The sequence below is a fragment of the Saccharothrix sp. NBAS 001 genome, from assembly GCF_056640475.1.
In genome coordinates this window covers 5,528,263-5,541,485 of the sequence record NZ_CM153251.1, presented here as the reverse complement: position 1 = coordinate 5,541,485, position 13,223 = coordinate 5,528,263, and the positions used below count along the sequence as shown (strand labels likewise).

11 protein-coding genes are annotated in these 13,223 nt (G+C 73.1%); 8 read left to right on the top strand and 3 right to left on the bottom strand.

Annotation, left to right across the window (positions count from 1 at the left end; all coding sequences use genetic code 11):
* The first annotated feature begins 313 nt into the window (after positions 1-313).
* The 3 genes from AC0HI0_RS23040 to AC0HI0_RS23030 are packed head-to-tail and all read left to right on the top strand — an operon-like array spanning position 314 to position 3,389.
* Entirely contained in the window at positions 314-1,456 is a 1,143-nt protein-coding gene (locus AC0HI0_RS23040; RefSeq protein WP_480925575.1) for a Gfo/Idh/MocA family protein, read from the top strand.
* On the top strand, positions 1,453-2,571 hold the full coding sequence (locus AC0HI0_RS23035; protein ID WP_480925574.1) for a dihydrodipicolinate synthase family protein: 1,119 nt from the start codon (positions 1,453-1,455) through the stop codon (positions 2,569-2,571). The genes AC0HI0_RS23040 and AC0HI0_RS23035 overlap by 4 nt, the downstream gene beginning before the upstream one ends.
* The gene (locus AC0HI0_RS23030) at positions 2,568-3,389 is read left to right on the top strand and encodes a sugar phosphate isomerase/epimerase family protein (protein WP_480925573.1); all 822 of its coding nucleotides are present in this window, start codon (positions 2,568-2,570) and stop codon (positions 3,387-3,389) included. The genes AC0HI0_RS23035 and AC0HI0_RS23030 overlap by 4 nt, the downstream gene beginning before the upstream one ends.
* A gap of 175 nt (positions 3,390-3,564) precedes the next feature.
* Here the strand turns inward: AC0HI0_RS23030 and AC0HI0_RS23025 are convergent.
* From AC0HI0_RS23025 to AC0HI0_RS23015, 3 genes are all read right to left on the bottom strand, one after another.
* A protein-coding gene (locus tag AC0HI0_RS23025) for an IS5 family transposase (protein ID WP_480925572.1) occupies positions 3,565-4,432 on the bottom strand; the annotation gives its coding sequence in 2 pieces (ribosomal slippage) (positions 3,565-4,051 and positions 4,050-4,432; 870 coding nt in all).
* A 1,327-nt stretch (positions 4,433-5,759) separates the two neighbouring features.
* Positions 5,760-7,181, bottom strand: a complete 1,422-nt coding sequence (locus tag AC0HI0_RS23020; RefSeq protein ID WP_480925571.1) for a Dyp-type peroxidase — start codon at positions 7,179-7,181, stop codon at positions 5,760-5,762.
* A 292-nt stretch (positions 7,182-7,473) separates the two neighbouring features.
* Entirely contained in the window at positions 7,474-8,511 is a 1,038-nt protein-coding gene (locus AC0HI0_RS23015) for a serine hydrolase (RefSeq protein ID WP_480925570.1), read from the bottom strand.
* A gap of 112 nt (positions 8,512-8,623) precedes the next feature.
* Here AC0HI0_RS23015 and AC0HI0_RS23010 point away from each other — a divergent pair, with 112 nt between their 5' ends.
* From AC0HI0_RS23010 to AC0HI0_RS22990, 5 genes are all read left to right on the top strand, one after another.
* Entirely contained in the window at positions 8,624-9,331 is a 708-nt protein-coding gene (locus AC0HI0_RS23010; RefSeq protein WP_480925569.1) for an SDR family oxidoreductase, read from the top strand.
* Between the two features lie 124 nt (positions 9,332-9,455).
* Positions 9,456-10,403 (top strand): zinc-binding dehydrogenase, encoded by a 948-nt coding sequence (locus tag AC0HI0_RS23005; RefSeq protein ID WP_480925568.1) that lies wholly within the window; start codon positions 9,456-9,458, stop codon positions 10,401-10,403.
* Entirely contained in the window at positions 10,403-11,269 is an 867-nt protein-coding gene (locus tag AC0HI0_RS23000; protein ID WP_480925567.1) for an LLM class flavin-dependent oxidoreductase, read from the top strand. Before AC0HI0_RS23005 ends, AC0HI0_RS23000 begins: the two co-directional genes overlap by 1 nt.
* A complete protein-coding gene (locus tag AC0HI0_RS22995) occupies positions 11,266-12,111 on the top strand; it encodes an alpha/beta fold hydrolase (RefSeq protein WP_480925566.1) in 846 nt (281 codons plus the stop codon). The genes AC0HI0_RS23000 and AC0HI0_RS22995 overlap by 4 nt, the downstream gene beginning before the upstream one ends.
* A 132-nt stretch (positions 12,112-12,243) precedes the next feature.
* A complete protein-coding gene (locus tag AC0HI0_RS22990; RefSeq protein WP_480925565.1) occupies positions 12,244-13,014 on the top strand; it encodes a hypothetical protein in 771 nt (256 codons plus the stop codon).
* Positions 13,015-13,223 lie beyond the last annotated feature (209 nt).

The window sequence follows — 13,223 nt, the reverse complement described above, 5'->3', positions numbered from 1 at the left end:
TGTCTCCTTCCGGGCTTCCTGCCGGGGCCCGCCTCCGGCACGCCCCGCCCCGGGCCCGCCTCGGGCCCGCTTCCGGGTGTCGCCCTCGGCTCTCGGGTATCGCTTCGGGCACCGCTGCGGCGGCATCCCCGCAGAAGCTTCCCGCCGGAGCCCGCTCGCCCGGGTCTCCTCCCCGGGCCTCGCCCACATCCCGGGATTGTCGAGGGTAGCCGTCCGCGTGGTTGACGGCCGGGACACGCCGGTCGTAGCGTGTGGAAAGCGCTTTCCAGCAGGTTTCGACGGGGCCGGCGGGTCCGGCACAGGAGGTTGCGACATGGCGGTGCGGTCGATCGGGGTCGTGCTCAACGGGGTCACCGGCCGGATGGGCTACCGACAGCACCTCGTGCGGTCCATCCTCGCCATCCGCGAACGCGGCGGGGTCCGGGTGGACGACGACACCGTCCTGCTCCCCGAGCCCGTGCTCGTCGGCCGCAACGCCGACAAGCTCAAGGAACTGGCCGCCCGGCACGACCTGCCCCGGTGGACCACCGACCTGGACGCGGCCCTCGGCGACCCCGACCACCAGGTCTACTTCGACGCCCAGGTCACCTCCGCGCACGTGGCGTCGATCACCAAGGCCATCGCAGCGGGCAAGCACGTCTACACCGAGAAGCCCGTCGCCCCCTCCCCGCAGGAGGTGCTCGACCTGGCCCGGCTCGCCGACGAAGCCGGCGTGCGGCACGGCGTCGTCGCCGACAAGCTCTACCTGCCCGGCATCCGCAAACTGCGCCGGCTCGTCGACTCCGGGTTCTTCGGCCGGGTGCTGTCCGTGCGCGGCGAGTTCGGCTACTGGGTCTTCGAAGGCGACTGGCAGACCGCGCAACGCCCGTCGTGGAACTACCGGGCCGAAGACGGCGGCGGCATCGTCGTCGACATGTTCTGCCACTGGAGCTACCTGCTCGAAGGCGTGTTCGGCCCGGTGGAAGCCGTGACCGCGCGCGCCGTCACGCACATCCCCGGGCGCTGGGACGAACGCGGCAAGCCCTACGAAGCCACCGCCGACGACGCCGCGTACGCGATCTTCGAACTGGCCGGCGGAGTCGTCGCGCAGGTCAACTCGTCGTGGGCGGTCCGGGTGCGGCGCGACGAACTCGTGGAGTTCCAGGTCGACGGCACCCACGGCAGCGCCGTGGCCGGTCTGCGCAACTGCGCCGTGCAACCGCGCGAAGCCACCCCGAAGCCGGTGTGGGACCCGGACGTCCCGTCACCGCACGACTTCCGCGCCCAGTGGCAGGACGTGCCGGACAACGAGGAGTTCGGCAACGGCTTCCGCGTGCAGTGGGAGGACTTCCTGCGCCACGTCCACCTCGACCTGCCCTACGCCCACGACTTCCGCTCCGGCGCGCGCCACGTCCGCCTGGCCGCGCTGGGCCTGGAGTCCTCGCGGACCGGCCGCCGGATCGAGGTGCCCGCGTGACCACCGTCCGCCTGCCCCGTCCCGACGGCGGAGTGGTCGAGCACCCGCTGAACCCCGCACGGGCCTGGGACACCCCGTCCGGCCCGCCGACGTCACGCGTCGTCTTCGCCGCCGCGCACGTCGTCGCCGACCCATACGCCGACAACACCCCCGGCACGCGCGCCGCCCTCGACTGGGACGCCACCCTCGCCCACCGCCACCGCCTGTGGGACCTGGGTTTCGGCGTGGCCGAAGCCATGGACACCGCCCAGCGCGGCACGGGCCTGGACTGGGACACGGCACTGCGACTGATCCGCCGCAGCACCGCCGAGGCGACCGGCCGCATCGCGGTCGGCGTCGGAACCGACCACGACACCGCAGACCCCCTTGCGGCGTACCAGGAACAGCTCGCGGCGGTAGGAGCGGCGCAACCGATCCTGATGTGCAGCCGCAAGCTGGCCGCGCGGGCGTCCGCCCCGTCGGACTACCGGACCGTCTACGACGCGGTGTTGAGCCAGGTGGAAACCCCGGCGATCCTGCACTGGCTGGGCCCCGCGTTCGACCCGGCGCTGACCGGCTACTGGGGGTCGACCGACACGGCGGAAGCCACCAAGCACTTCCTGGACCTGATCCACGCCCACGCGGACCGGATCGACGGCGTGAAAGTCTCCCTGCTGGACGCCGACCACGAGATCGCCCTGCGCCGCGCGCTGCCCCCGGGCGTCCGCTGCTACACCGGCGACGACTTCAACTACCCGACCTTGATCGCCGGCGACGACCAAGGCCACAGCGACGCGCTCCTGGGCATCTTCGACCCCATCGCCCCGGCAGCCGCGCACGCCCTGCGGCAGTTGGATTCCGGCGACCCCGGCGGGTTCCGGGAAACCCTCGCCCCCACCGTGGCCCTGTCCCGTCACGTGTTCGCCGCGCCGACGTTCCACTACAAGACCGGCGTGGTTTTCTTGGCCTGGCTCAACGGTTTCCAGGACGCGTTCACGATGGTGGGCGGCATGCAGTCCGCCAGGAGCCTCGTGCACCTGGCCGAAACCCTGCGCCTGGCGGACGAAGCCGGTCTGCTGGCCGACCCGGATCTGGCGGCCCACCGCTGGCACAAGCTGCTGGACGTGCTGACGTGAAACTCTCCCTGAACCAGGCCACCGTCAAGCACGCCACGGTCGCCGAAGCGGTCGACGTCTGCGTGCGGCACGGGATCGAGTCCATCGGCCTGTGGCGCGAACCCGTGGCAGAGTTGGGTTTGGCGGAATCCGCGCGCCTGGTGGCGGACGCCGGCCTGCGCGTGTCGTCCCTGTGCCGGGGCGGCTTCTTCACCGGCGTGGACCAGCGGGAAGCGTTGGCGGAGAACCGAAAGGCGATAGACGAGGCTGCGGCGTTGAGCGCAGCCTGCTTGGTCCTGGTACCGGGTGGCGTGCCCAACCGGGACCTGATCGGTGCCAGACAACGGGTAGCCGACGCGCTGGCGGCCCTGACCCCGTACGCGGCGGACCACGGCGTGCGCCTGGCCATCGAGCCGATGCACCCGGTCTTCTGCGCGGATCGCGGCGTGATCTCGACCCTGGGCCAAGCCCTGGACCTGGCGGCCCCGTTCCCCGCCGAGGTGGTGGGCGTGGTGGTCGACGCGCTGCACGTCTGGTGGGATCCGGGTTTGGCCACGCAGATCGCCCGCGCGGCCGACCGGATCTTCTCCTACCAGGTATGCGACTGGATCACCCCGCTACCGGCTGACGTCCTGCTGGGTCGCGGCCTCCCCGGCGACGGCCACATCGACCTGCCCGCCCTGACCCAGATGGTCGAGGCGGCCGGATACCGGGGCGACGTAGAGGTGGAGGTGTTCAACGCCGAAGTCTGGGCCACTGACCCGTCCCAAGTAGCAGCCGACCTGGTAGCCCGCCACGCCCGAGGCTGGCACCCGACGACCCTGGCCGTCCGCGACTGACCAAACCCATGCGGGAGCCCGACCCCCGTCGACCCCGTCGACCCCCGCCCAGCCCCCGCCCAGCCACCGGACCGACGCCTGCGGGATCCCGGCCACCTCCCAGCCCCAGACCCAACCACGCGAGATGCCGGCCACCCGGCCGGTCCCTCGATCCTAGGCAGTGTCCTGTAAGGGGTCATCTGAGCCATAAGACGATGGCGGCGATGGTGAGTTCGGCCTGGTAGTAGGCGGCTCGTTTGGCGTAGCGGGTCGCCAGGCCCCTGAACTGCTTGAGCCGGCTGAAGCATCGCTCGACCACATTGCGCCGCTTGTACAACTCGGTGTCGAACGCCGGTGGCCGCCCGCCGTGCGAGCCCTTGGCCGCGCGGCGGGCGACCTGGTCGACCCGTTCGGGACAGACGAACCGCAGGCCCCTCTCGCGCAAGGACTTCCTGGTGGAGTCGTGCGAGTACGCCTTGTCGGCGATGACTGCGTCCGGTCGGGTGCGGGGGCGCCCCGGCCCGACGCGGGCGACGCGGATGCCGTCGAGCAACGGCAGCAACTGCGGGTTGTCCCCGGCCTGGCCGGGCGTGACCAGGACCCGCATCGGCAGACCGCGCCCGTCCACGACGAGGTGGATCTTGGTGCTCAGGCCGCCCCGGGACCGTCCGAGCGCCTCGCCCGCGACCGAGAGGGCCTCGGCTCCGGGTCCGCACCCCCTTTTTCCGGGCACCGGCGGCGTGCTGGTGTGCCCGGACCACGCTGGAGTCGACACTGACCACCCACTCCAGGTCACCGACCGAGTCGTCCTTCACCACGGCCCGGTCGAGGATGCGCTGCCAGGTGCCGTCCGTCGTCCACAGCCGAAGACGTTCGTGGGCGGTCTTCCACGGCCCGTACCGTTCGGGCAGGTCACGCCACGGAGCACCGGTCCGCAGCTTCCACAGGATCGCGTTGACCACCTGCCGGTGGTCACGCCAACGCCGGCCACCACTGGCCACCGGCGGCAGCAACGGCTCGATCACCGACCACGCCCGATCCGTCAACTCACCACGACCGACCATGCACCAGAACTACCAGAGGCCCTGATCAACCGCTTACAGGACACTGCCTAGGCCGGTCCCTGCGGGCGCTTGATCACCGCACGGTTCTGGACCAGCCAATGAAGAACCTCAGCCACAGCCGGGCTCCGAACTGATCCGTGCGGGAACTCGGTCACAGCCCGGCCCGGACTGATCCCTGCGGAAGCTTGGCCACCGCCGGGCACTGAACCGACTACTGCGGGAACCGGCAACCGCCCAAACTCCGGACGGGCCGACCCTGCGAGGGCTCGGCCCCGACCAGCCCCAGCCCAGCTACACACGAAAGCCGACGTCAGTACCGCTCCGACGCTGCTCGGCGAGCGACTTCCCTGGCCTGGCCCCGCACCTGCCGCGCATGTATCGCGCGTTCTGGCGGTGCGTCCTGGCAACAGGTTCCTCGCCGCGCGTTGTCGGCCGTGCGTCCCTCGCTGTGAGGTTCCGACCGTGTCCCCATCACGAACTCCTCGCCGTGCGGCTCCAGCGGTGCAGCTCCAGCGGTGCGGTTTCAGCGGTGCGGTTCCAACTGGGAGGCTCCGCCTGGCCCCGTCCGCTGGCTCCGCCCGCCGGGTTCGCGCACGTGGCCGGTGCGGCACCGGGTGGGCTGGCCGGTCAGCGTGCAGGCGGGTCGCTGGGCGAGTGGGCCGGCGGGGCAAAGGGCTGCCGGGACGGCGAGGCTGCTGGGGCTGCCTGGGAGGTGGTCTTGGGAGGCCGGGAGCGGGGCGGTGAATTGGGAGGTGTGGGGTTCGCGGGATTCCATGTACTACCCGAGTAGCGGTAACAGTGTTTCCGTACGTTTTTGGGGCCTTTTCCGGGATGACCACCCGGACGTGTGACCTTTGCTCGTACGGAACCCGCCCTTGGCGCGCGCACTCCCTGGTTCCTAGGGTCACACCTTATATGAATTGGGGTGCGGTACGCCGTGTGGCGGGCCGGAGCCTGACGCGAACGCGCACGTCGGCCCAAGCACGAACGCACGTGAGCACAAACGCGGGCACGAACGCACGTGAGCACGCACGAAGGCGGGTACGGGCTGGGCGCGAACGCGGGCACGGCGCGAACGAGAAAGCATGACGACGGCACAGGCCCGTGCACGGCACGAACACGGGCACACGCCAACACAAGCGCTGACGCGAGCACAGGCACGGCCCCAAGCACGGACACGAACGCGAGCACGCACGAAGGCGGACGCGAACGCGGGCATGGGGCACAAGCACAGCCACAAGCACAGCCACGAGCACAGCCACCAGTGCGAACGCGGGCGCGGAGGCCGGTCGTGGACGGCGGCCACGGCCGGCCTCCGGGCGTGCCCCTAGCGGGGCAACTCTCGGCCGGCCGCCAGCAGGCGGAGGGTGCTCACGGACGGGACGAGGGCGTAGAGGGCACCTGTCGTGCGGACGTACCTCTGGAACGTCAACGTCGCCTCGACCTCCGAAGTTTCGATCCGGGCCTCGCCCTCCCCGCCGATCACCGGGTCGGTCCCGGTGGGGGAGCCGTCCTCGCCACCGGCGAAGTCCGGGTTGCCCGCCCACACCCGTTGCTGGAACTCGAACTGCTCGCGGATCGACGTGCAGTGCGCCACGAACACCAACCCCCGCTCCGCGTGCGGGTTGTCCTCGTGCGGCGGGCCGAACGGGATGCCTCGGCGCAGGATCCGGCGTTGTCGCGGGTCGCGGAAGGTGAACGACCTGGGGTTGGTCTTGCGGATGTGCGCCGGGCACGGGGTCAGCGCGCCCCTGGGGTCGTGGGCGTAGTCGAAGTCGTTGCGGTCCGGGCCCAGGCCCAGCGCGTCGTCGGTCGGGGCGGCCAGCGGGCGGCCGTCCTTGTGCCGGCCGATCAGCAGCGCGCCCAACTCCTCCGGGGTCGTGCCGGTCGTGGCGGCGTGCTCGTCGACCGCCCGGTTCCACCCGGTCACGTCCTGGGTCAGCCTGCGGATCACCTGGATCGACCCGTCGCGCAACCACCGCGCGGTCTTGCCGCTCTCGTCGCCGCGCTCGGTGTCGTAGCCGAACACGAACTCGCCGGGGTTGACCAGCAGCGCACCCGCGTGCCCCAGCCGGTGCCCGGGGCGGTTGCGGTCTTCTTCGTGGAAGTCGCGCACGCCCGGCTGGGAGATGCCGTCCTTGTAGCCGAAGTGCTCGTGGCCGCGCCGCCCGCCGGGCAGCGTCGCCCCGTTCTCCTGGTGCACCTTGACCACGCCGAGCAAATCGTCCAGCAGGTCCAGCAACGTGTCCACGGCCCGCAGCCGCTCCGTGGTGTCCGACGCGAGCGTGATCACCGCGTGGATCCGCTGGTCGTCCCGCCCGAACCGCCACTCCTCCGGGTCGTCGCCGGTGACGTCCGCCCTGGCCTCCGCGCCCTGCCACAGCTCGGGATCGCGGTCGCGGAGGTCTTCCTCGACCGCCTTGGGGTTGATCGCGAGCTTGAGCAGGCCGGCGGGGGTCAGCGACAGGTTCGTCCAGGTCGCCTGGAGCGTCTGCGGGTCCGCGCCGAACATCGCCCGGCCGAGCGAGAACGCCTCGTTGAAGTCCTCCACGTCGGCGGTCACCGAGATGTGCCCGAGCATCGCCGCCAGCCACGTCCGGGCCAGTCTCGCGTCGGTGAACCGCACGAACCGGAACTGCTGGTGATCTTTGTTGAACGCGGCCAGGACGTTGCCCTGGATCTCCCGCGAGCCGCGCAGCGGCGGCCGCAGACCACGCCGCTCGGCGTGCAGGTGCAGCAGCTCGGACATCTCCGAGACCCCATTCCCCCGAATGTTCCCGTACTGACAAGACGACGCAGAGTCCCGTGGGATACACAGCGCGTGGTGTCCGTTCGGAGGGTAGGCCGCTGCTCGCACCGGCCCACGCCCGGCCCCGCCCCTCGACGTCGGCCGAAAAGTGCTGGTCGGGCGGCATCACGGGGTGCGGGCGCGCACGTCGCCGGGCTGGTTCGGGGGTGCCGGGTTTCACCCGGACGGACCCTGCGGGCCGTGCCGTTCGGCGGGCCCGCAGGGATCCGCGTCAGCCGTCAGCCGTGGGCCGTCAGTCGCCGTTGTAGGCGCGGTAGGGCCGTGCCTGGTAGGCGCGCGGGCGGGCCGTGGTGATCCGGAGCACCGAGTCGTACAGCGCACGGCCCAGCGCCGAGCGGGCGCGCAGCGCCGGGTGGGTGGCGCTGTAGTTGTCGGCGTTGACCGCCTGGTCGCCCGCGAACCGGCCGGACGCGAACAGCGCGTAGGTCACCACCGGCTTGCCCGTCGCGTCGAACACGATCCCGGCCTCGTTGCGGCCGTCCTCGAACCACCCCGCCTTGGTCGCCACGTTCAGCCGCTCCGCCGACGACAGGTCGAGCCGGATCCCGTCGGTGAACGACGTCAGCGACCGCAGCACGCCCAGCAGGTGCGTGGTGGACGCCTCCGACAGCAGGTCGCCCTTGACCAGCTTCTGCAACAGGGTGAACGTCTCGCGCGGCGTGGTCGTGCCGAGGAAGAACCGGTTCGGGTTGGCCACCGGCACGACCTGGGTGTGCACGAAACCCTTGTCGCGCAGGATCTGGTTGAGTTCCAGCGCCGGGCACACCAGCCCGGACAGCCGCACCGCGGTGTTGTCCGAGACGGTCAGCAGGGCGGCCAGCGCGTGCCCCACGGTCACCGACGACGGGTACGCGCCGTCCAGGCCGAAGATCCCGTCGGTGTCCTGGATGACGATCGCCTGGGTGACCTCGACCCGCTGGTCGAGGGTGATCAGGCCGCGGTCGACCTTGTCCAGCACGGCGACCGCGACCGCGATCTTGTTCACGCTGTACGCCTCGACCACCCGGTCGGCGTTCTCCTCGACGGACGCCTTGACCACGCCGTCCGGGTCGGCCACGCCGATGTAGGACGACCACGTGCCGCCCGCGCGCCGGGTCTCCCGCTGGTACTTGCGCGCGATCTTGCGCCGCGCCAGGTCTGCCGTGGTCGGGATCAGCGCCTCCCAGTCCGCGTCGCTCTCCTGCGCCTGCGCGGTGCCACCGGTGCCGAGCACGGCGCCCGCCGCCGCGGCCGAGCCCAGCCCCAGCGCGATCCTGCGGTTGATGTTCATCCTGCCCCCAATCAGACGGGTATCCGACTGCCACACGCCGACACCGGCCTTCGAGGTTGCATCTGACCGGTGTAACGCGGTGCGCTGATCCAACCAGCAGTAACCTGCCGACATGGGCGAAGGGGTATTCCTCATCACGGGGGCGTCCCGCGGCATCGGCCTGGCCACCGCGCGACTGGCCGCCGAGGCGGGGTATCGGCTGGTGCTGACCGCGCGGGACGTCGACAAGCTGGCCGTGGAGGCCGCGAAGCTGGGCGGGCCGGACCGGGTGTGGGCGGCGGCCTGCGACGTGCGGGCGTGGGAGCAGTTGGCCGCGCTGGTCGGCCGGGTCGAGGAGGAGTGGGGCCGGCTGGACGTGGTGTTCGCGAACGCGGGCTCCAGCGTGGTCACCTCCTTCACCTCGTCGCAGGGCGCGCCGCCGTCGCAGTGGAGCGACATGGTGCTGACCAACGTGTGCGGTCCGGCGTTCACCGCGCGGGCCGCGCTGCCCGCGCTGATCCGGTCCGGCGGGCACCTGGTGCTGACGGGTTCGGCGGCCGGGCGCGGGGTGCGGCCGGGCAACCTGTACGCGGCGACCAAGTGGGCGGTGACCGGGCTGTCGCAGGCGATCCGCGCGGAGTGCGTCGGCACCGGCGTGCGGGTCACCCTGGTGCAGCCGGGGCTGACCGACACCGGCGGCATCCCGGCGTCGCGGCTGGCGGACCCGAAGCTCGCGCCCGAGGACGTGGCGCGGGCCGTGCTCTACGCGGTGTCCCAACCGTCCACTGTGGACGTCAACGAGATCCTGGTGCGGCCGGTCGGCCAGGACGCCTACCGGTGAGCCGCCGCCGGGCGTGACCCCGGGTCCCGCCGGCCCGACCACCTCGGGAACCCGCTCTTGACCTCGACCAAGGTGGAGGTAACAGGCTGGACCCGACAGTCGGGACCGACCAGTGGGGGACGGCGTGCGCGCGGTGTGGTTGACGGAGTTCGGCGGGCCTGAGGTGCTGGTCGCGGGGGAGGCCCCGGACCCGGTGGCCGGTCCGGGGCAGGTGCTGGTCGAGGTCGCGTACGCGAACATCACGTTCGTCGAGACGCAGTACCGGGCCACCGGCCGGGGGCCGTTCGGGGTCGAGCCGCCGGGGATCCTCGGCAACGGGGTGGGCGGCGTGGTGACCAGGGTCGGCCCCGGTGCCGACCCCGGCCTGGTGGGGCAGCGGGTGGTGACCTCGACCGGCGGTTCGGGCGGCTACGCGGAACGGGTCGCGGTCGACGCGGCGGGCGTGTTCGTCGTGCCGGACGGGGTGCCGCTGGACACCGCCGTCGCGCTGCTGGCCGACGGCCGCACCGCGCTGCTCAACCTCCGCGCGGTCGGCCCGGTGGCCGGTCACCGGGTGCTGGTGCTCGCGGCGGCGGGTGGTGTCGGGACGTTGTCGGTGCAGTTGGCCAAGGCCGCCGGCGCGACCGTGGTCGGCGCGGCCGGCGGCCCGGACAAGGGCGAGGTCGTGCGCGGCCTGGGCGCGGACGACGTGGTGGACTACCTGCGGCCGGACTGGGCGGACCGGGTCGGCCCCGTGGACGTGGTGCTCGACGGGGTCGGCGGACCGGTCGCGCGGGCCGCGTTCGAGCTGCTGCGGCCCGGTGGCCGGATGCTCAGCTACGGCCTGGCCGCCGGCGAGTGGGCCGCCGTCGACCCGGAGCGCGCCGCCGGGCGCGGTGTCACGCTGGTGCCCGGTGACCGGCCCGCTGCGGAACTGGTGCGCGAACTCGTGGTCGACGTGCTGCGCCAGGCCGCGGAAGGCGCGGTGCGCCCGGTGATCGGGCAGCGCTTCCCGCTGGCGCGGGCCGCCGACGCGCACGCCGCCATCGAAGCCCGCGCCACCGTCGGCAAGACGCTGCTGGAGGTGCGGTGATGGACGTCGGCATCACGCTGCCCGGCTTCGGGCACGACATCGCCGGCTTCGCGCGGCACGCCGAGGCGCTGGGCCTGGAGTCGCTGTGGCACGGCGACCACCTGATCCCGCTCAACCCGTTCCTGGACAGCACGCTCGTGCTGGCCACGGCCGCCGCCGTGACCAGCCGGATCAAGCTCGGCTTCGGCGTGATGGTGGTGGCGCTGCGGCAGCCCGCGTGGACCGCCAAGCAGATCGCCACCCTGCAACACCTCTCCGGCGACCGGGTGCTGCTCGGCGTCGGCAGCGGCGGCGACGCGCACGGCGAAGCCGCGTGGCGGGCGGTGGACGTCCCGTTCGCGCAGCGCGGCAAGCGCACCGACGCCGTGCTCGACGTGCTGCCCGGCCTGGTCCGCGGCACGCCGGTCGGGCTGCACGGCGCCCAGGTCGTGCTCGCGCCCGGCGCGACCATGCCGCCGCTGCTGGTCGGTGGCGGCGGCACGGCCGCGCTGCGGCGCGCCGCCAAGTACGGCGACCACTGGTACCCGGCGTTCGTGCCGCGCGCCGGGATCGCGGCCGGTGTCGCGCGGCTGACCGCGCTGGCCGAGGAGTTCGGCCGGCCCCGGCCGGGCGTCACGGTCGGCGTGAGCGTCGCGCTGGGCGACGTGCCGGCGGCCGTGGTCGACCGGCGGATCAAGGGGATGACCGACTACGGCGTGTCCGAGGAGGCCGCCCGGGACGTGATCGTCACCGGCACGCCCGAGCGGGCCGCCGAGCGGTTCGCCGCGCTGGCCGAGGCGGGCGCGGACCGGATCGTCGCCATGCCGTTCACCGAGGACCGGTTCCGGCAGGCCGAGCTGGTCGCGGCGGCTACCGTGGCGGGGTGACCGAACAGGTGGTGCACGCCAACGGCGTGGAGCTGTGCGCGGAGACCTTCGGCTCGGCCGGCGACCCGGCGGTGCTGCTGATCTCGGGTGCGACCGGGTCCATGGACAACTGGGAGGACGGGTTCTGCGCCGGGCTGGCCGCGCGCGGCCGGTTCGTGATCCGCTACGACCACCGCGACACCGGTCGCTCGGTGGCCTACCCGCCCGGCGAACCCGGCTACACCGGCCGGGACCTGGTCGAGGACGCGGTGGGCGTGCTGGACGCGTTCGGGGTGGCCCGCGCGCACGTGGTCGGCCTGTCCATGGGCGGCGGCATCGCCCAGGTGCTCGCGCTCGACCACGCGGACCGGGTGGCCACCCTGACCCTGGTCGCGACCAGCCCGGCCGGGCCGACGTCGTCCGACCTGCCGCCGATGGCGTCCTCGCTGGCCGCGCACTTCGCGGCGGGCGGCACGCCCGAGCCGGACTGGTCGTCGCGCGACTCGGTGGTCGACTACCTGGTGGCGGCCAACCGGCCGTTCCTCGGCCCGCACCCGGTGGACCCCGACGCCGCACGCGCGTCGGCCGGCCGGGTGTTCGACCGCTCGCCGAACATCGCGTCGAGCAACAACCACCTGCGCACCGCCGGCGGCGAGGAGTGGCGGTCGCGGCTGGGGGAGGTGGTCGCGCCGACGCTGGTCGCGCACGGCGACGCCGACCCGCTGTTCCCGTTGGCGCACGGCGAAGCGCTGGCGGCCGAGATCCCCGGCGCGTCCCTGCTGGTCCTGCCGGACACCGGCCACGAACTGCCGGACACCGTGTGGGACCTGTTCACCGACCGGCTGGTCGAGCACACGGCGTGACCGCTGCCCGGTCGACCGCTGCCCGGTCGACCGCTGCCCGGTCGACCACTGAGCGTGGTAGGCCGGCTGCGCGCCGCTGATTCACCCGGACGGCCCGCTCAGCCGGTGGCCGATCGGGACGACGGTGTGGGGGTGCCGCGAACCCGCAGGAACCGCCTCGCCGCCGCGCTCGTGGTCGCCGGAGCGCTCGGGACGTTCTGCGCGCTGGCCGCGCTGCTCGCCCCCGGCACCCCGACCGAGAACCCCGAGGCGGTCGCCACGCGGGTGCTCGACGTCGCCCGGCAGTCGCGCGAGCCGGACGCCATCGCCGTGCGGGTGGGCGGCGTGCTGCCGCCCGGCGGGCGGGCGGTGGTCGTGCGGCCCGCGCTGGCCAACGAACCGTCCTCGCGCGCCGGCACGCCGGACGTCGCCGTGGTGGTGGGGCAGACGGACCTGGCGGCGGTGTCGCTGCTGGTGTCCAACGGCGGCGTGGTCGGTTCGCACGCGACGGCGGACGGCTGGTGGACGTCGGTGGCGGTGCCCGCGTCGGTGCGCCCGCCGGTCGGCGCGGCGCTCGGGCTGCTGGTCGGCGCGGCCGTGCTGGGCGCGGCGGCGGCCGAACTGCCCCGGCCCCGGCCGGTCGTGGTGGCGAAGGACGTGCTGGTGCGCGGCCTGTCCGACCTGGCCGCGGAACTGCCCGACGAGTCGGCGCGGGAGGCGGAGCACCTGCTCGTGGCCGCCGGTCTGCGCCCGCTGGTCCCGGACGGGCGGGTCGTGGACCACCTCCGGCAGCGCGTCGTGGGCAGCGAGCCGACCTCGGACGACGGCTTGGTCGGCACCGTCGCGCGCACGGTCCGTCCCGGCTACGCCGACGGTGCGCGGATCGTGGTGCACCCGTGGGTCGTGGCCTACGTGCGCGACTGACGCTCCCGGCGTTCCACGCCACCCTCCGGTCGTCCTGTACCTGTGGTGCGCCGGTCGGTCTGAACCGCTCGCCGCGCGCAGCCGTACCCCTTTGCGGGCGCGGCGAATCGTCGCCGTGAGGGCCGGGCTGACCTGGCCCTATCCGGCGTGCGTCGAATTGGCGCGGTGGTGCGCCGAACGTGCGGGAATCTCGCACTTCACCCTTGACT